At 70.0% G+C, this 16,974-nt stretch carries 18 protein-coding genes; 9 read left to right on the forward strand and 9 right to left on the reverse strand.

The window, feature by feature from the left end:
* Positions 1 to 190: 190 nt before the first annotated feature.
* The 5 genes from ACYVD1_RS20445 to ACYVD1_RS20465 are packed head-to-tail and all read right to left on the reverse strand — an operon-like array spanning position 191 to position 3,928.
* The gene (locus ACYVD1_RS20445; RefSeq protein WP_460775221.1) at positions 191 to 796 is read right to left on the reverse strand and encodes a GAF domain-containing protein; all 606 of its coding nucleotides are present in this window, start codon (positions 794 to 796) and stop codon (positions 191 to 193) included.
* A gap of 33 nt (positions 797 to 829) precedes the next feature.
* Positions 830 to 1,411 carry a GTP-binding protein gene (locus ACYVD1_RS20450; protein WP_460757584.1) on the reverse strand — a complete coding sequence of 194 codons (582 nt, stop codon included), beginning with the start codon at positions 1,409 to 1,411 and terminating at the stop codon, positions 830 to 832.
* Entirely contained in the window at positions 1,389 to 1,760 is a 372-nt protein-coding gene (locus ACYVD1_RS20455) for a DUF742 domain-containing protein (protein ID WP_460775225.1), read from the reverse strand. Before ACYVD1_RS20455 ends, ACYVD1_RS20450 begins: the two co-directional genes overlap by 23 nt.
* A complete protein-coding gene (locus tag ACYVD1_RS20460) occupies positions 1,757 to 2,185 on the reverse strand; it encodes a roadblock/LC7 domain-containing protein (protein ID WP_460757590.1) in 429 nt (142 codons plus the stop codon). The genes ACYVD1_RS20455 and ACYVD1_RS20460 overlap by 4 nt, the downstream gene beginning before the upstream one ends.
* 36 nt (positions 2,186 to 2,221) lie before the next feature.
* Positions 2,222 to 3,928 carry a sensor histidine kinase gene (locus tag ACYVD1_RS20465; RefSeq protein ID WP_460775228.1) on the reverse strand — a complete coding sequence of 569 codons (1,707 nt, stop codon included), beginning with the start codon at positions 3,926 to 3,928 and terminating at the stop codon, positions 2,222 to 2,224.
* 1,043 nt (positions 3,929 to 4,971) lie between these two features.
* On the opposite strand from ACYVD1_RS20465, the gene ACYVD1_RS20470 reads away from it, so the two are divergent.
* The gene (locus ACYVD1_RS20470; RefSeq protein ID WP_460775231.1) at positions 4,972 to 5,634 is read left to right on the forward strand and encodes a class I SAM-dependent methyltransferase; all 663 of its coding nucleotides are present in this window, start codon (positions 4,972 to 4,974) and stop codon (positions 5,632 to 5,634) included.
* A 93-nt stretch (positions 5,635 to 5,727) separates the two neighbouring features.
* Here ACYVD1_RS20470 and ACYVD1_RS20475 read toward each other — a convergent pair whose 3' ends face one another.
* Positions 5,728 to 6,108, reverse strand: a complete 381-nt coding sequence (locus tag ACYVD1_RS20475; RefSeq protein WP_460757603.1) for a RidA family protein — start codon at positions 6,106 to 6,108, stop codon at positions 5,728 to 5,730.
* A 188-nt stretch (positions 6,109 to 6,296) separates the two neighbouring features.
* Between ACYVD1_RS20475 and ACYVD1_RS20480 the strand changes: the two genes are divergently transcribed.
* From ACYVD1_RS20480 to ACYVD1_RS20495, 4 genes are all read left to right on the forward strand, one after another.
* Positions 6,297 to 7,895, forward strand: a complete 1,599-nt coding sequence (locus ACYVD1_RS20480) for an N-acyl-D-amino-acid deacylase family protein (protein ID WP_460757608.1) — start codon at positions 6,297 to 6,299, stop codon at positions 7,893 to 7,895.
* A complete protein-coding gene (locus tag ACYVD1_RS20485) occupies positions 7,892 to 8,818 on the forward strand; it encodes a sugar kinase (RefSeq protein ID WP_460757613.1) in 927 nt (308 codons plus the stop codon). The genes ACYVD1_RS20480 and ACYVD1_RS20485 overlap by 4 nt, the downstream gene beginning before the upstream one ends.
* Positions 8,819 to 8,908: 90 nt before the next feature.
* On the forward strand, positions 8,909 to 9,178 hold the full coding sequence (locus tag ACYVD1_RS20490; protein ID WP_460775234.1) for a type II toxin-antitoxin system Phd/YefM family antitoxin: 270 nt from the start codon (positions 8,909 to 8,911) through the stop codon (positions 9,176 to 9,178).
* A gap of 2 nt (positions 9,179 to 9,180) precedes the next feature.
* Complete coding sequence (locus ACYVD1_RS20495) at positions 9,181 to 9,435, forward strand: type II toxin-antitoxin system RelE family toxin (RefSeq protein ID WP_460757622.1); 255 nt, start codon at positions 9,181 to 9,183, stop codon at positions 9,433 to 9,435.
* A 3-nt stretch (positions 9,436 to 9,438) separates the two neighbouring features.
* Here ACYVD1_RS20495 and ACYVD1_RS20500 read toward each other — a convergent pair whose 3' ends face one another.
* On the reverse strand, positions 9,439 to 9,747 hold the full coding sequence (locus ACYVD1_RS20500) for a hypothetical protein (protein ID WP_460757627.1): 309 nt from the start codon (positions 9,745 to 9,747) through the stop codon (positions 9,439 to 9,441).
* Between the two features lie 244 nt (positions 9,748 to 9,991).
* Here ACYVD1_RS20500 and ACYVD1_RS20505 point away from each other — a divergent pair, with 244 nt between their 5' ends.
* A complete protein-coding gene (locus ACYVD1_RS20505) occupies positions 9,992 to 10,291 on the forward strand; it encodes a DUF6412 domain-containing protein (protein ID WP_460775237.1) in 300 nt (99 codons plus the stop codon).
* A gap of 73 nt (positions 10,292 to 10,364) precedes the next feature.
* Complete coding sequence (locus ACYVD1_RS20510) at positions 10,365 to 11,072, forward strand: YidC/Oxa1 family membrane protein insertase (protein ID WP_460757634.1); 708 nt, start codon at positions 10,365 to 10,367, stop codon at positions 11,070 to 11,072.
* A gap of 82 nt (positions 11,073 to 11,154) precedes the next feature.
* On the opposite strand, the gene ACYVD1_RS20515 is transcribed toward ACYVD1_RS20510, so the two are convergent.
* Positions 11,155 to 13,761: a PEP/pyruvate-binding domain-containing protein gene (locus ACYVD1_RS20515; protein ID WP_460775241.1), complete on the reverse strand. Its 2,607-nt coding sequence runs from the start codon at positions 13,759 to 13,761 to the stop codon at positions 11,155 to 11,157.
* Positions 13,762 to 13,960: 199 nt separating this feature from the next.
* Between ACYVD1_RS20515 and ACYVD1_RS20520 the strand changes: the two genes are divergently transcribed.
* Positions 13,961 to 15,490: an MFS transporter gene (locus ACYVD1_RS20520; protein ID WP_460757640.1), complete on the forward strand. Its 1,530-nt coding sequence runs from the start codon at positions 13,961 to 13,963 to the stop codon at positions 15,488 to 15,490.
* Positions 15,491 to 15,500: 10 nt separating this feature from the next.
* On the forward strand, positions 15,501 to 16,253 hold the full coding sequence (locus ACYVD1_RS20525; protein WP_460775244.1) for a TetR/AcrR family transcriptional regulator: 753 nt from the start codon (positions 15,501 to 15,503) through the stop codon (positions 16,251 to 16,253).
* 47 nt (positions 16,254 to 16,300) lie between these two features.
* Here ACYVD1_RS20525 and ACYVD1_RS20530 read toward each other — a convergent pair whose 3' ends face one another.
* Positions 16,301 to 16,918, reverse strand: a complete 618-nt coding sequence (locus ACYVD1_RS20530; RefSeq protein ID WP_460775247.1) for a superoxide dismutase family protein — start codon at positions 16,916 to 16,918, stop codon at positions 16,301 to 16,303.
* Between the last annotated feature and the right edge of the window lie 56 nt (positions 16,919 to 16,974).

Here is a 16,974-nt window from a genome sequence, read left to right on the forward strand (position 1 = left end):
GAGCACGCTCGTTACCTGGCCCGCCATCAGCACGAGCGGGCACGCCAGGACACCTACCTCCAGGCCGCCTGACGATCACGGAAGGTAACCATCACACAGTCGAAGGACTTATGAATCGCTGCACTAGAACCCAAGCTGCCGGGATCGGGGCCCCTGTGGCGGGTCGGTGTTGCGCCCCCACTGCCGCGGGTCAGAGCGGTCGGTGCGCATCCGGGGAGGGAGCGGCCCGGGCGTACTGGTCCTCACGCCGGTGGATGAGTTCCGTCAGCTCGGCGGCCTTCTCCTTGATGAACTGCAGCCCCGGACGTCCCCAGGGGCGTTGTTCGCGGTCGACGATGCAGATCGTGCCGAGGGTCGTCCCTGTGCGGTCGATGATCGGAGCGCCGATGTAGGAGCGGATGCCGATCTCGTCGACCACCGGGTTGCCGGCGAACCGGGGGTAGTCGCAGACGTCGTCGAGGACCAGCGGCAGGCGCCGGGCCACCACGTGCGGGCAGTAGCCGTGGTCGCGGTCCATGACCCGGTCGGGTTCCGAGGCCTCTGAGGGCTTCCCGCCCGTGCCGGAACCGTTCGTCGGGTTTCCGGCAACGTACAGGCCCGCGAAGTACTGGCGGTCCTCGTCGATGAAGTTGACCATCGCGAACGGGGCGCCGGAGCTCTGAGCCAGCTCGCGGGCGAAATCGTCGAACTCCGGGTCGGGGCCGTCCCCGAGCCGCAGTTCTTGCAGTCGCGCCATGCGCTGGGGGACTTCCTCGTCCTTCGGGGTGAGTAGGTGTTCTTCGGTGTGATCGGTCAAGGCGTGCTCCAACTCCGGGGTTCTTCGAGCGGACTACGTGGTCGGGGTGGAACTGGCGGCGAGCAAAGACTGCACGAGGGACACGAGTACGGACGTCGCGGCGTGGCTGTACCGCGCGTCGCAAACCGTGACCGGAACCCGGGAGCCGAGCTTGAGGGCGGCTCGCACCTCCTCGGGCTCGTAGCGAAACGCGCCTTCGAACTGGTTGATGGCGACGAGGAAGTGGATACCGCGGCGCTCGAAGAAGTCCACGGCCGCGAAGGAGGCCTCAAGGCGGCGCGGATCCGCCAGGACGACCGCACCCAGCGCGCCCTCGCAGAGCTCGTCCCACATGAACCAGAAGCGCTCCTGGCCGGGCGTACCGAACAGGTAGAGCACGTGTTGGGAGGAGAAGGTGACCCGCCCGAAGTCGAAGGCCACTGTGGTGGTGGACTTCTCCTCGACTCCGCCGAGGTCGTCGGTGCCGACACTCGCCGAGGTGATGATCTCCTCGGTCCTTAGGGGTTCGATCTCGCTGACCGAGCCGATGAAGGTGGTCTTGCCGACGCCGAAGCCACCCGCGATCAGAATCTTGACCGCTGTGGGAAACGGTTCAGAGTCGTTGTTGTAGGCCATGCAGCAGTGCTTCCAATACGGATCGGTCGGTCGGGTCGGCGGCGGGCCGTGGCGCGTGGGTGGTCGCCGCCCCGCAGTCGATCAGATCGGAGAGGAGGATCTTGGTGACGGCCGAGGGCAGTCGGAGGTGAGCGGCCACTTCAACCACCGGAGTCGGACCGGGGCACAGGTACAGGGCCTGGGCGTGGTCCGGCTCCAGCTGGCTCCGGGTGACCTGCCCGGTGGCCATCACCATGGACAGCAGGTCCAGCCTGTTGGTGGGATTGGTACGTCCGTTGCTCACCGTGTACGGGCGGACCAGGCGCCCTGCCTTCTCGTCGATCCAGATGTCGTCTTCGGACGAAGTCATGTCCATCGGGCCCGATAGTCGGTCGACCGGGTCGGGGTCGCGAGGAAGGGCCGGACGCTGTTGATGAGCTGGGACATCTCGTATCCGAGGACGCCGACGTCTGCCTCGCGCCCGGCGAGGACGGCGAGGACCGAACCGGAGCCGGCTGAGGAGACGAAAAGTAGCGTGTCGTCCAGTTCCACGACCACCTGGCGGACCACTTCGCTCCGGCCGAACTTGAGCCCGGTGCCGCGGGCGAGGGAGAACAGTCCGGAAGCGATGGCCGCCAGTTGTTCCGCGCTCTCGACGTCGAGGCCGGACACCGCCCTCTTGAGTCCGTCGGAGGACAGCAGGACGACGCTTCGCGTATGCGGAACCCTTTCGACGAGGTTGCTGAGAAGCCAGCTGAGGTCAGACTCCTGACCCGGGTGTGCGGCACTCACCATGATGAATGGTCTCTCTTTCGCGCGGGTGCTGGTAGGTCAGCTGTTGCTGTCGTTGCGGTTCAGCGGGTCGTTGGCGTTCTCCGCCTCGGCCCGCTTGAAGCCCGACTGGAACGCGGACATGAGATCGGGCGTGTGGTCGCCGCCGGTCTCTCGGTGCCCGGGCGTGCGTTCTTCGCAAAGCTCGGGCGCGAGGTGTGTCTGCACCTGGCGTTCGGGCAGCGGCGGTCGCACGTCGGCGGGTTGCTTTCCTTGGGGCGGCGGTGTGGGGGCTGGCGGGCTGGGTGTCGGATCGGGGTCCGGTCCGGTGCGTTCGGTGCCGTTGTCCCGCGCCCGCGGCGAGCGGCCCGGACGTGGCGGCTGGGCAGGCTCGAAGGGAGCACGGGCTGGCTCGGCGCGGCGGTCCATCGGGTACCGGGTGTCCGTGCCCGACCCCTGGTCTCCGTACCCGTGACCGGCATCAACCGGAGCGGGCTCACGGACAGGCGACGGGGTGGTGACCGGAGAGGGCCCCGGGAACGGGCGGGCCGGGACCTGCGTCGTGGGCCCGTTCACCGCGGAGGTCTGCCCTGCTGAGACGGAGGCGACCGTCGGCACCGGTTCGGGTCCGGCGGAGGCGTGCTCCAAGGGCCCGGCGCCGCGCTTCTGGTTCTCCGAGCCGACCAGACCGTTCGGCAGGAGAACGATGGCCTGGGTCCCGCCGAAGACGTTCCTCTGTAGCTCGACCCGCACACTGTGCTTACGGGCGAGGGCCGAGACGACGTACAGACCGATACGACCGTCGCGGAGCAGTTCCCCGATGTCGATCTGGCCCGGGTCGGAGAGCAGACTGTTCATCCGGTGGATGTCGGCGGACTGCATGCCAAGTCCGCGGTCCTCGATGTCGATGGCCACACCGGCGGGCACACTCTCGGCTCGGAGCATGATCTGCGCATGGGGTGGCGAGAATTTGGTGGCGTTCTCGATCAGCTCGGCGACCAGGTGGATGACGTCGACGACGGCGCTGCCGTTTAGGGTGCCCGTGACCGGCGGCACCACCTTGACCCGGGAATAGTGCTCGACCTCGGCCACGGCCGAGCGGAGGACTTCGTAGAGCGAGACCGGTTTGCTCCACTTGCGCCGCGACGCCGCACCTCCGAGGACCGCGAGGCTTTCGGACTGGCGCCGCATCCGCGTGGCCAGGTGGTCGATGGTGAAGAGGCCCTTGAGCAGGTCCGGATCCTCGACCTGGGACTCCAGCTCGTCGAGCAGAGTGATCTCCCGGTGGACGAGGGACTGCATCCGACGTGCGACGTTGACGAATACCTCGACCTGTTGCTCGGAGGGACGGGCGTAGCGTAGTCCGGCGATCTCGACCACTGCCGTCTCCGAGGCGTGCTGGGCGACGGCCAATTCGTGTGCCAGACGCGTGAACGGGTCGCTGTCGCGCGCGGGTCCGGCGGGGTGCTCGGGGGACTCGGGGTGTTCGCTCCGTCGCACCCGATCGGTGAGCTCCCGCAGGTTGGCCTGCCCTTGGGCGATACAGGCGCGCAGGTCGTTGACACGCCTGTCTACCTGATGGTTGGCCTGCCCCGCGCCGTAGGCGGCGAGGAACAGGATGAGTAGGGCTCCGACACCGGCCGCGGACAGCGCGAGGGCGAGGGCCGCGCTCTGGTCGGAAACGTCGGAGAGATCTATGGCGAGGACGAACAGCACCGTTACCGCGGCTAGGACGGCCATGAGGGCCGCGGGCAGGGCCGTTGTCACGAGGAGTAGGGCGCGAGTGCTCCAGCGGGGGCGCGGGGTCGGTGCGTGGAATCGTCGGGTGTTCCGGTGCGCAGCGACGTCAGAGGGAGGGGAGTCAGGCATTGGGGTCCTCAGTGCGGGGAGGCCTGTTGGCAGCAGGGATTAGAGTAGCGACTTCATTGCCCTGGTAAAGACGAAGGTGTCCCTTCGGGTTCAATGTTGGCTGCTGACTAGTAACTTGACAGGGTTCCGGACGGTTGCCCGGTTCCCCTGCTGAGGGCCGTCGCTTCCCGTCCGCTCCAGGGTGCGCGACATTGCTGGAGGTTCGGCTTCTCCGGCCGGGCTGTCGCCGAGTTCGAACCGGGGGCGCCCAGGGGTCGCCCCTTCCGTGGCGGGGCGGATTTTCGGTCTCCGTCGCCGTGCGCGGCGGAGGAAAACTGAAAAGTTTGTTTTATATTCGTTCAAAGCGGGCACGCCGCTGCGGGTCTGTAAGTCCCGGTCGTCTTCGCGTGTATCGCCGGAACGGGGGTCGACGGGCGGTGCGCGGAGGAGGCTGTCCAGGCGGAGTGGCCCGCGCCCTGCAGCTCCCGGGGAGCGCGAGGGCCGGTCACCCTGTGCTTTACCTGGGCAAAAACCACAAGCGGCAATGATGTTATCAGTGAACGCACTCAGGGCAACTCTAGGCCTCGCGGAACTGAATCTGGACGTTGGTCACCAAGCGACGTCAGAGGCGGTTTTCGGATGTCCTGGTGCGCACTCGAAAGGCTCCGGAGGTCGGCACCGCAGCTCCCTGGGACGTCGGTGGCCAGGAGGCCGAAGGGCAGGTGAAGACCGCCGCGATGAGCACAACGAGAACGCCCCAGCCGCGCCAGATGATCATGATGAGTCCTTCGGGTCCTGTGTTGAGGGGGTTGCGGAAGGAGTGTGCGACCCCTGGTGTGACTGACGCGTTCTGGGGAAATCCCGAGCGGTAGGGCGGGCTTCCCGTGTTCTTGCTGGTTCGGCAAGGGAACTCGCATCACCAGTCGGCCCCGGTGAGAGTGGGGCCAGGAGGTGGACGACACATGGCACAGGGACGCGACGCCCCGCGCGAGGAGTTCGGCGAGGAGTTCGGCGAGGAGTTCTGGAATGACCGCTACCGCTCCGGTGACAGGATCTGGAGCGGCCGACCCAACCGGCACCTGGTGGCCGAGGCCGAAGGGCTGCCGCCGGGCCGCGCACTCGACGTCGGGAGCGGTGAGGGAGCCGATGCCCTGTGGCTGGCCGAGCGCGGCTGGCGGGTGACCGCAGTGGACATCTCGTCCGTGGCGTTGGACCGGGCCGCCGCCCACGCTGAGGAACGCGGCGCGGAGATCGCGGAGCGGATCGTCTGGCAGCGCGCGGACGTGACGGCGTGGGCGCCCCAGGTGTCCGCGTACGAGTTGGTCACGGCGCAGTTCATGCACCTGTACCCGAACCCGCGTGCGCTGCTGCTTTCGGCGCTGGCCGCCGCGGTGGCGCCCGGCGGCGAGCTCCTGGTGGTCGCGCACCACCGCAAGGACCTCGATGCGGGTGTGCCGCGCCCGAACGTCCCAGAGCTGTACTACGAGGGTGACGCCGTGACCGCCGCACTCGCCGAGGGGCACTGGGACGTGCTCGTGGACGAGGTGCGGGATGCCGAGCAGACGATCGACGGAACCACCTACACCGTGCACGACGTTGTGGTCCGCGCCAGGCGCCTGACCTAGGCCCCCACCAGCGGTGATCTTGCCCCTGTCTCCACCCTCGACGGCCGAGGGTGGAGCTGGGGGCAAGATCACCGGGGGCGGGCGGCGAAGAAGTCAGTCCCGGAGCTTGGCGACGACGTCGATCTCGACGAGGATGTTGGCGAGGTCCGAGCCCACGGTGGTCCTCACCGGGTAGGGGGCGGTGAAGTGCTGTTCGTAGACGGCGTTGAACTCAGGGAAGTCCGCCTTGAGGTTCTCCAGGTGGACCGTGGCCTTCACGACGTCGTCCAGGGTCAGGCCGTGCTCCTCGAGTACGGCGGCGACGTTGGCCAGGACCTGGGTGGTCTGCTCGCCCACGGTGGGCGGGACCTGCCCGGTCCGAGGGTCCTGCGGGCCGAACCCGGCCGTGTACAGGAAGCCTCCGGCGACGACGCCCTGGCTGTAGGCGCCGGCCGGCGCGGGAGCGTTGTCGGTCGTGACCGCTTTCTTGGACATGGGACTCCTTCGGTCTGGTGTCGCGTGCACATGCGCGCGCGGGTGCTCGTGCGAGCTCATGGGCGACCGGACATATTTATTGGTAACAAAGTTACCAATTATCTTCCGCGCAGCGTATCTTGGGCCACATCGACACTCCGGCGGCGACTCCGTCGAAACGGGTGTCGGGGACCCCGAACGGAGGAACAGTGCAGCCCGAGACCGTACTCGCCGGAGCGCGGGTGATCGACGGCAGCGGCGGGCCCTCCCGCCTCGCCGATCTCGTCCTTCGAGACGGACGCATCAGCCACATGCTGCCCCCCGGGACAGCCAGAACGACCGGCAGCGTCCTGGACCTGACCGGGCTCGCCGTCGCCCCCGGGTTCGTCGACATGCACGCCCACTCCGACCTTGCCCTGCTCGCCGACCCCGCACACGAGGCCAAGGTGTGCCAGGGCGTCACCCTCGAGGTGCTCGGCCAGGACGGGCTCGGCTACGCCCCCGTCACCGATGACACCGTCGAGCCGATCCGCGCCCAGATCGCCGCCTGGAACGGGACCCCCGCACTCGACCACTCCTGGCGCACCGTCGGCGAGTACCTCGACCGGATCGACCGCGGGGCCCCCGCCAACGCCGCCTACCTCGTCCCCCAAGGCAACGTCCGCATGGCGGTCGTGGGCAACGAGGACCGCCCGGCCACCGACGCCGAGCTCGACCGCATGCGCGCCATGGTGGCCCAGGGCATGGCCGACGGCGCCCACGGGCTCTCCACCGGCCTCACCTACACCCCCGGCATGTACGCGAGCGACGACGAGATCGTCGCCCTCCTGGACCCCGTCAGCGCGGCGGGCGGCTACTACTGCCCCCACCACCGCAACTACGGCTCGCGGGTCGTGGAGTCCTACCAGGAGTGCCTGGACGTGGCCCGCCGCGCCCACGTCCCCCTCCACCTCGCGCACTGCCACGTGAACTTCCCGCAGAACCGCGGCCGCGCCCCCGAGGTGCTCGACGCCATCGACGAGGCCACCGTCCACTACGGCCTCGACGTGACCCTGGACAGCTACCCCTACCGGGCCAGCGCCACCTACCTCGGTGCCCCACTGCCCAGCTGGGCTCAGGAGGGCGGTACCCCAGCGACCCTCGACCGTCTGCGCGACCCCGGCACCCGGGCCCGGATCCTCCGCGAGGTCGAGGTCCAGGGCACCGACGGCAACCACGGCGTGCCCATGGACTGGTCCACCCTCGTCGTCACCGGGACCGCGGACCCCTCGCTCTCCTGGGCGGTGGGTTCCTCCATCGCCGACCTCGCCAAGCAGCGGAGGGAGGACGCCGGCCAGGTGTACGCCGACCTGCTGGTCGCCGACGAGCTGCGCAGCGGATGCCTCCTCCAGGTCGGTAACGAGGAGAACATCCGCACCATCATGCGGCACAGCGCGCACACCGCGGGGAGCGACGGCATCCTGGTCGGCGACCGGCCCCACCCGCGCGGCTGGGGCACGTTCCCCCGCTACCTGGGCCACTACGTGCGCGAACTCGGGATCCTCAGCCTCGAGGAGTGCGTTCGGCACCTCACCTCACGGCCCGCGCAGCGCCTCGGCCTCACCGACCGGGGCACCATCCAGGTCGGCGCCGTGGCCGACCTCGTGGTGTTCGACCCCGACACGGTCGACTCCCGTGCCAGCTATGAAAACCCCCGGCGCACCCCCGTGGGCATCGAGCACGTGATGGTCTCCGGTGAGTTCACCGTCCGGGACGGTCGGCGCACCGACCGCCTACCCGGTCGCTCGGTCCGGGGGAGCGCCGGATGAGCGGGATCGACGCGATCTGTGTCGGCGAGACCATGGCCGTGCTCACCTCGCCGGAAGCGCTGAACGAGGGCGCCCGCCTCACGGTGGGTACCGGCGGGGCCGAGTCCAACGTGGCGGTGGCGCTGGCCGGCCTCGGCCACCGGTCCGCCTGGGTGAGCCGGGTGGGGGACGACCCCTTCGGACGGATCGTCACCGACGCCGTGGCCCGCCGGGACGTGGACGTTCGAGGCGTGGAGGTGGACCCCGAACGGCCCACCGGCCTGTACGTGAAGGACACGGCCGCGGGTGGCGCGGGGGTTCTCTACTACCGCAGGGGCTCGGCCGCCTCGGCGATGTCGGCCGCCGACGCCGAGAAGGTGTGGTCCCGGGGAGCCCGCCTGGTGCACCTTTCGGGGATCACCCCCGCGCTGTCCGCCCGAGCGGCCGACCTGGTGGAACACCTGCTCGACCGCGGCTCCGGCAACGGGGCGTGGCGCTCCTTCGACGTGAACCACCGCCCGGCGCTGTGGTCGGCCCGTGAGGCCGGGCCGGTCCTGCTGGCGCTCGCCCGCCGCGCCGACGTGGTGTTCGTCGGCCGCGATGAGGCCGAACGCCTGTGGGGGACCCCGGCCGCGGAGGACGTTCGGGCGGTGCTTCCGGAGGTGCCGACCCTGGTGGTCAAGGACGCCGAACACGGTGCGACGTGCTTCGGCGGACCAGAGCCCGTGTTCGTGCCCGCCCCGCCGGTGGACGTGGTGGAGGAGGTCGGCGCGGGGGACGCCTTCGCCGCCGGCTACCTGTCGGGCCTCCTCGACGGACTGCCCGCCGACCGCCGCCTCAGCCTGGGCCACGCGGTCGCCGGGGCCGTACTGAGGTCCCGCGCCGACACATTCGACCGGCCCCCGGAGGAGGTCGAGGCCATCCGCGCCGCGACTCTTTCCTGAAAAGACTGGCCCAGGGTACGTGCAGGTATTCAGCAGGCCGGCTTTTCGAATCCCCTCACATGGGTAACGTACGGAATGTACGCTCTGGACATGATCAAGGAGCTGGATGCCATGGCGACCATGGGCGCGGGCGATGCGAGAGAGAACTTCTCAGACACCCTCAACCGTGTCGCCTACGGGAACGAGCGGGTGACCATCACGCGTCGGGGCCGAGCCGTGGCCGCTCTGATCTCAGCCGAGGACCTGGAACTCCTGGAAGCTCTCGAGGACGCCCGAGACGCCGCCGAGCTGAGGGCGGCGATCGCGGACGACGATGGTGAGCGGGTATCGCTTGACCAAGTGGAACGCGAGTTCTCATAGCGGTGGGGTACGACGTCTATTTCACGTCAGCGGCCCTACGGCAGATACGGAAGATCGATTCTCGGCAGCGCAAGCGTGTCCTGCAAGGGGTGCGTGGACTAGCGGCCGACCCACGCCCCCCGGGAGCCAAGGCGCTGCAAGGGAGGAGTGGGTACCGCATCCGTGTGGGTGACTACAGGGTCCTGTACACAGTTGACGACGGGGTGGTCGAGGTTTGGGTGGTGAGGGTGGGGCACCGTCGCGACGTCTACCGGTGACTGCTAACCGATGACGATGGCTCCGGCGAGGACCGGGGTGCCGAAGCGGACGGATCCGTGTCCGGAGGCCAGGCTGCGGCTTCCCTGGCAGCTGGTGCCCGCGAACAGGGCGAAACGGGACTCGCCCTCGATCTCCACGACACCGCCCTGGCCGGTCTCCAGGATCCGGCAGCCGCCGTTCTCCACGGTCTGCTCGTGGCCGGACTCGAAGGTGACGAGGACCGGGGCGGTCTTGTCCTTGCTGGACATCCCCGAGATCGCTCCGGAGATGGTCGCGGACATGGTGGCCAGGTTCGCAGGGCGGATCGGCACAGGGTTCCCCTCTTCGCGGGCTCGCCGGAGCCCGCCGGTCGCAAGTCCGTGCACACGGCTGGGCACGGAAGAGCCAGCTGGGTGCGGAGTTGGTTACTCTGTGTCATTTAGCTACAGGATCGCGTAAAAGGTGGGGAGCGGCGGCGGAGTGTCGGCGGATTTCTCACCGGCGTGAACTGGACCTTTGTCCGCTTCGTTACGGCTGAGTAGAATCGGTGCGACCGGACGGGGAGGGAGGGCACGCGTGCACTACCTGCTGCCCTTCCTGGAGTTCCTCTCCCTCGGCTTCCTTCCCGCCGACATCACCCTGCTCGGCGCTGAGGCCGGCGCACTGACCCTCGTCGTGGTCGCGGTCGGTGCGGCCCTGGCCCTTCTCGCCCTGCGCGGAACGGCCCCGTGGCCGGTCGGCGATACCGCCACCGGCGCCGCGAGCGCGATGCGCCGCCGTTCGGAGAAGCTCCCCGTCCTCACCCTGTGCGACCCCGACGCGGCGGGCAGACCGCGTCCCCGAGCACCAGGTGCGGCCCTGCCGGCCGCTCGCTGACCCGCGCCCTCGCCGCGTCGCGGCTTCGAGCGGCCTGACGTCTGAACACTCCAGCCAGACGAAGGGCCTCACCTTGTACACCCTCGGGCCGATCGCGGCCGCCATCAACCTGCTCTCATCGATCCTCGCCGCCCTGACCGGCATGCTCACCCCGCTCACCGGAGCCCTGGCCGCCGGGCTGGCGGTCCTCGCCCTCACCGTCGTCGTCCGCATCGTGCTCCTGCCGCTGGGGGTGGCCCAGGTGCGCGCTGAGAAGCAGCGCGCCCGGATCGCGCCCCGCTTGGCGGAGATCTCGAAGCGGCACCAGAAGAACCCGGAACGCATGGTCGCCGAACAGCGCAAGGCCTACGCCGAGGCGGGCACCTCGCCGCTGGCCGGATGCCTACCGGGCCTGGCGCAGATCCCGCTGGTCATCGCCCTGTACGGGCTGTTCATCGGGGCCGGTCCCGTCGAGGAGCCGCTGCTGGGGCACACCTTCGGCGGTGTCGAACTGGGCAGCACCCTGGTCGCCAGCGCGGAAGGGCTCCTGGTCGCACCGGTCTTCGCCGCGCTCCTGGCCACTCTCGCCGCGGTGGCCTGGGCCAACCGCCGCTACGTGGTCCTGCCCATGATGAAGGAGACCCCCGGGCAGCCCCCGATGCTCGGGATGCTCTCCTACATGCAGTTCGCGACCGTGGTCGTCGCCGCCTTCGTCCCCTTGGCCGCGGGGCTCTACCTGTGCGCCTCCACGGCCTGGGCGCTAGGCGAGAAGGTGGTCCTGCGCAGGATCCTGCCTGACTGACCAGGGGCTGTCCGGACACGGGCCGCCCTGGCCTGGCCGCCGGGTACCGGCCCGCTCGATCCGGTACCCGGGCACTCCTTCCCTAGGCGGGAGGAACGGCCGCCGTGTCCGCGGACGCCACGATCTCGACGGTGCCCCGCGACCCGTCCACCCGGATCCGGTCGCCTGTGGCGATCCGGGTGGTCGCGTCGCCGCATCCCACCACCGCGGGGATGCCGAGCTCGCGCGCGACGATCGCGGCATGCGACAGCGGCGCGCCCACGTCGGTGACCACGGCCCCGGCCCGGGGGAACAGCGGCGTCCAGCCCACGTTGGTCACGGTGGTCACCAGGATCTCGCCGGGCGCCAGCGCCTCGCCTTCGGCAGCAGAGGCGACGACCCGCGCCGTGCCCTCCACCGTGCCCGCGGCCCCGGGCGCGCCGCGGATCCCGCTCTCGGTGGAGCCGGTGGGGGTACATCCCTCCTCGTAGACGTCGGCCCGGCGGTGGGGGTCCGACGCCCAGAGCTGGGGGTCGAACCGGCCCCGGATGAACGAGGGGTAGGTCGGCAGCGAGCGGTAGAGGTCGTAGGTCGCCCGGCGCGCCGGGACCTTGGCCAGCGCCGTCTCGTCGCCGCGCAGTACGGCCAACAGCTCCTCGAGTTCCAGGAAGAACAGGTCCTCCCCGTGCCCGGTGAGTTCCCCTGCGCGCAGCACGAACTCGCGGTGGACCCCGATGGAGCGGACCCACTCGGACCTGCCGGCCTCCCGGAACCGGGCCGCCCGCGCCGAAGCTTCCATCCGTCGGCGCAGCTCTCCTGCCTTGTCCGGATGGCGCCGCACGAACCGCTCCTGCGCCTCCCGCCGGGTCTCGCGCTGGCTTTCCACCAGGGAGTCCAACCGGTCCAGGGATGCACGCGCTTCGTCGACCTGCCGGTCCAGCAGGTCCGGGTCCTCCGCCGGGCGGGGTACCGACAGTTCGAACTCGTCCGGGGACCGGTGCCCCCAGCGTTCGATGAAGGTCTGCCGGTCGATCTCTCCGCGGGCCAGCTGGGCCAGCCCCACCACCGGGCCGAGACTCGCCAGAGGGCTCTCGTCCTGAGTCGGATCCGCACCGGTGCTCAGTGCGTTGACGTCTGACTCGCTCGTGCCGTGCTTGAGCAGCCACGGGCGGAAGGCGAACTGGCCGAGACCGTGGCAGGCCCAGAAGGTGCGGGCGGCGAAGGCGAAGGCCGGGTTCGCCTCGGAATCCCAGCAGCGCGCCAGTTCGACGGGGGTCCGCGCCGCGTGGATGCTCTCCCGGGCCGCGGCCAGGCGTGCGGGGACCTGGGCCAGCTTCTCGCCGGTCCGGCGCCGGTACGGGAGCAGGGACGGCAGCGCCCGCAACAGCACCGGCGCCGCGCGTGCGATCAGCTGCCCCCGTGACAGCCCGAGCGGCGGTATCCGCACACCGTCGGGAAGGTGCCCGGTGATCTGCTCGGCCATCGCCTCGGCCTTCGAGCCGAACGCGGTGAACAAGGACACGTTCATGTAGAGACGGCCGCCGATGTTGCCGAACTGCATGATCCCGGGCACCCGGCCCAGGGGTTTGATCATCGCCATCGAATGCACGAACACCGACCAGGTCAGGGGGGTCATCACGCTGGGTACGGCCTCGCCGACGTTGACGCTGGTCCACAGGTAGTCCCCGGCGAGGCTGTCGTTCCACACCTCGGCTTCCACGGCCCCGGCCGTGCCCGGGGCCGGGGCGAGGGCCGTGGTGATCGGCCGGGCCTGCAGGATGTACAGGTTTCCGGCGTGGCGGGCCCACTCGATGTCCATCGGTGTGCCGTACAGTTCCTCGATCCTCGTGCACTGGTGTGCGAGTTCCCGGGCCTCGTTGTCCCCGAGCACCTCCTGCAACCGGAGGTGGTCCGGCACCGGTTCCTCGGCCGTGCCCGAGGAACGGGGCACCGTCATGACGGCCTTGTCCCCGGTACTCCGCTCCACCAGTGCTCCGCTGGCGCGGTCCACCACCAGGACGTCGGAGGTCACCTCGCCGCTGACCACCGCCTCGCCCAGTCCCCAGGCGGCGTTGATCGTGATGCGCTCCCGGGCTCCCGTGACCGGGTCGGCGGTGAAGGCCACGCCGGCCGCGTCCGAGGGCACCAGCTCCTGGACCACTACGGCCAGACTGACGTGTTCGGGTGCGATGCCCGCGCGGGCGCGGTACCCGATCGCCCGTGCCGTCCACAGTGACGCCCAGCAGTCACGCACCGCCGCCAGCAGTGCTTCTTCCCCTTGGATGTTGAGATAGGTGTCCTGCTGCCCGGCGAAGGAGTGTTCCGGCAGGTCCTCCGCGGTGGCTGAGGAGCGGACCGCGACCGCGGCGGACCCGCTTCCGAGCCGCTTGTAGGCGGCGCGGATCCCTTCGGCGACATCGTCCGGTACCGGTGCCCCTCGGAACAGGTCCGCCACCCGGTCGGCGGCGGACCGCAGGGTCTCCGGTGCCCCCGGGTCGGCCGCCGCCACGGCCTCGAGGATCGGATCGCCCAGTCCGGAGCGCTCGACGTAGTGGTCGTAGGCGCCGGTGGTCACACAGAAGCCGTCCGGTACGGAGACCCCGGCCCGGATCAGCCTGACCAACGAGGCCGCCTTGCCGCCCGCCTGTTCCAGGAGCGTGTCCATCTCTGCCAGGGGCACCACGGCTGGGCCCCGTTCATCGTTGTTCATCACGCGGTCTCCTCACGCTGAAGGCGGTCCGTGAAGGGGTCGGCGGGCCGCGCGGTGATGTCTGTCAACTCTCGGCCGCTGACTCTTCCAATGTAAGAATGACCAATTTAGTATATTTGGTCAATAGTAGATGTCGGTGTGGTGAACGACCGGGGCCCGTGCGGTGTCCTGAGTGCCCCGGTCCGGAAGGGTGTGGGAGATGACCGACCAGGTGGAAGCGGCAGGGCCGCCGCGTCTGCGGCCGGTCCTGACCGCCATCGTGCTGGGAACAGCGATGGCCGCTCTGACCAGCTCTATCGTCGGTCCGGCCATGCCGACCATCGTCGGGGACCTCGGCAGGATCGACCTTCTCCCCTGGGTGGCCAGCGCAACCCTGCTCGCCCTGACGGTGGCCACACCGCTGTGGGCGGCGCTGTCCGACCGCTTCGGGCGCAGGCGGCCCTTCATGGCGGCCGTCCTGCTCTTCACCGCGGCGGCCCTGCTCGCCGGCCTGGCGCCGAACATGCCCGCGCTCATCGCCGCCCGAGCGTTGCAGGGGGTGGGGGCCGGCGGCCTCATGGTGCTGGCCCAGATCCTGCTGGCCGACGTACTGCCGCCGCGGGAACGGGGACGCTACAACGGTCTCCTCGGCGCCGCCCTGCTGGTGCCCCTGGTGTCCGGGCCGGTGCTCGGCGGCGCCCTGGTGGGCCTGGGCGACACGGGGTGGCGGTGGTGCTTCCTGATCAACGTGCCGGTGGGTGCGGTCACCCTTGTCCTCAGCGGACGTTTCCTGCCGTCGGATACGGTGCCCCGGAAGCCGGCCGTGTTCGACTGGTCCGGTGCGGCCGCCGTCACCGGCGCCGCCACGTCCGTGATGCTGCTGCTCACGCTGGCCGGTACCGAGTTCGCCTGGACGTCCGGTTGGAGCTGGGGCCTCGGCGCGCTGACCCTGGTCCTCACGGCGCTGGCCGTGTACACGCAGCGGCGCGCCACAGCACCGATAATGCCGCCGTGGCTCTTCGGCCGACGCACCATCGTGTCGGCCATCGCGGCCTCCGCCTTGGTGGGTGCGGCGATGTACGGGGCGATGATCTACCTGCCGCAGTACCTGCAGCTGGTGGCGGGCCTCGGGCCCACGGCTTCGGGGCTGATGATGGTCCCGCTGCTGGTCGGCCTCATGGCCTCGCTCACCGCGACGGGGCTGCTGACAGCCCGTACCGGACGCTGGAAGCCCTACCCGGCCCTGGGAACGGTGCTGCTCCTGCTCGCCTTCCTCCTGCTCGCCGGGCTCTCCACCGACCCGCGCGGGCTGGTCCTGCTCGGCTCAGGAGTCGCGCTGGTCGGCTGCGGCCTGGGAATGGTGATGCAGATCCTGACCCTGGCGGCACAGAACGAGGTCGACCCGGCCGACACCGCGGCGGCGACCGCGGCTGTGTCCTTCTTCCGGTCCCTCGGCGGCGCGCTGGGGGTCGCCGTGCTCGGCGCGGTCTTCACCCACCGCCTCCAGAGCGGACTGGCCGCCGCGGAGGGTGTCGCGCTGCCCGCACGCATCGCGTCCGAGCTGGAGCTCGGCGCCCCCGAGGAGGTTCGTGCGCTGCCTCCCGGTGTGCGCGACATCGTCCACGAAGCGCTTTCGCAGGGTATGCAGGGCGTTTTCCTCACCGCGGCCGGTCTGAGCGCGGCAGCGGCGGTCGCGGTGCTCGTGATGCGGGGGACGCGGCTGCGCTCGACCATGTCCCGGGATGGCTAGCGTGGAGGGCATGACCATGGAGCAGCGGAAGTCGCGTGAGCAGCGCACGAGAGAACGGCGCGAAGAGCGCGCCGAGCACATCCTCGACGTGACCAAGGAGTTGGTGCTGCGCTGGGGGTACCGCAAGACCACCTTGGACGACATCGCCCGTAACTCCCAGGTCAGCAAGGGAACGCTCTTCCTGCACTGGCGCAACCGCGACGCGCTCTTCGCCTCCTTGCTGCGGCGCGAGCGCCTGGGGATACTGACCGACGTCGAGGACGCGTTCCGCCGCGATCCGGACCAGGCCAGCCTCTACGGCCTGGTCCGACTCTTCGTTCGGATGTTCCACAGCCGGCCGCTGCTGACCGCGCTCATGCTGGGGGACCAGAGCACACTGGGCCGTCTCGCGGACCGCCGCAAGGACGAATGGAGTGCCTCGGAGAGGGCGCAGAGTTTCCTTGCCTACCTAGAGGAGCTTCGCGCCAGCGGGCTGGTCCGCGACGACGTGCCCACTGAGGAACTGGTGTACTCCTTCACGGCCGTCTTCTACGGCTACGTAGCGGCGCGGCCCACGACGCCGGAGGACCGCTTGCCCTCCGAGGAGCGCGTCGCCGACCTGTGCGCCGACACCATCTGCCGCGCCCTGGCGCCCTCTGCCGGCGCCGACCGCCGCGAGGAACTCGACGAGATCACGCGACGGTACGTCGCCCAGGCGCTGGAGATCACCAGGACGCAGTACCTGGCTTCGCTCACCGCCCCGGCGAGCGCGGAGGAAGCCTGACCGGGCTGCCTCAGGGCTGCCTCAGGTGATCCCCGGTCCGAAGCGGGTCAGAACTCCACGGTCACACAGGCGAGGCGGTCGCCCGCGGTGCCCGCGTGGCCCTCGTGGGTGGCTGTGTGCTCCTCGTGCAGGACGAGGGACCGCGCCTCGCCCTCGCGGAACTCCCAGTCGACGGTCGAGTCCACGGCTGCCTTACCGCTGTCGTCCGTCGTGAAGTCGAGCCAGACCTCGTTCTCGGGGTTGGCGTAGTCGGGGTCGGTGGAGGGGTCGTCCTCCTCCGCCTCGGGGTCGACCTCGTGCTGGTAGTGCGGCCCCGAGTCGTCCGGGTCGTCGCCGCAGGGCTGGGTGTGCACGTGGGCGCCGAAGTCGCGGTCCGCCTCCAGGTCGGTCCCGGTGAACTGCACGAACGTGGACTCGTCCTCGACGCGGACTTGGACGTCCGCGGTGGCGCCCTCGGGCACGGCGGTCTCGTCGTAGGTGACCGCGAGGGCGTCCTCCCCGGGAGGGAGGAAGGTCGAGACGGTCACGCTCGGGGACGCGGTGGGGTCCGCTGCGGGGCCGTCGGTGGCGGCTGATCCGTCGGTGGTCGCGGGGTCCCCCTGTGCGCAGCCGGCGGCGAGGAGAGCGGTCAGGGCCAGACCGACGGTGGGTGTGGTGGTGCGCATGTCGGGACTCCCGGGTAATCGGCGCGTTGGATGCCCGCAACGTTACCCAAGGTGTC

The sequence above is a fragment of the Nocardiopsis nanhaiensis genome (assembly GCF_054778635.1).

Bases quoted from the DNA above. Each gene is read 5' to 3' on its own strand.
- ACYVD1_RS20450 (WP_460757584.1), bottom strand. From the start codon at position 1,411: ATGGCCTACAACAACGACTCTGAACCGTTTCCCACAGCGGTCAAGATT.
- ACYVD1_RS20455 (WP_460775225.1), bottom strand. From the start codon at position 1,760: ATGACTTCGTCCGAAGACGACATCTGGATCGACGAGAAGGCAGGGCGC.
- ACYVD1_RS20460 (WP_460757590.1), bottom strand. From the start codon at position 2,185: ATGGTGAGTGCCGCACACCCGGGTCAGGAGTCTGACCTCAGCTGGCTT.
- ACYVD1_RS20470 (WP_460775231.1), top strand. From the start codon at position 4,972: ATGGCACAGGGACGCGACGCCCCGCGCGAGGAGTTCGGCGAGGAGTTC.
- ACYVD1_RS20475 (WP_460757603.1), bottom strand. From the start codon at position 6,108: ATGTCCAAGAAAGCGGTCACGACCGACAACGCTCCCGCGCCGGCCGGC.
- ACYVD1_RS20485 (WP_460757613.1), top strand. From the start codon at position 7,892: ATGAGCGGGATCGACGCGATCTGTGTCGGCGAGACCATGGCCGTGCTC.
- ACYVD1_RS20490 (WP_460775234.1), top strand. From the start codon at position 8,909: ATGATCAAGGAGCTGGATGCCATGGCGACCATGGGCGCGGGCGATGCG.
- ACYVD1_RS20515 (WP_460775241.1), bottom strand. From the start codon at position 13,761: ATGAACAACGATGAACGGGGCCCAGCCGTGGTGCCCCTGGCAGAGATG.
- ACYVD1_RS20520 (WP_460757640.1), top strand. From the start codon at position 13,961: ATGACCGACCAGGTGGAAGCGGCAGGGCCGCCGCGTCTGCGGCCGGTC.
- ACYVD1_RS20525 (WP_460775244.1), top strand. From the start codon at position 15,501: ATGACCATGGAGCAGCGGAAGTCGCGTGAGCAGCGCACGAGAGAACGG.
- ACYVD1_RS20530 (WP_460775247.1), bottom strand. From the start codon at position 16,918: ATGCGCACCACCACACCCACCGTCGGTCTGGCCCTGACCGCTCTCCTC.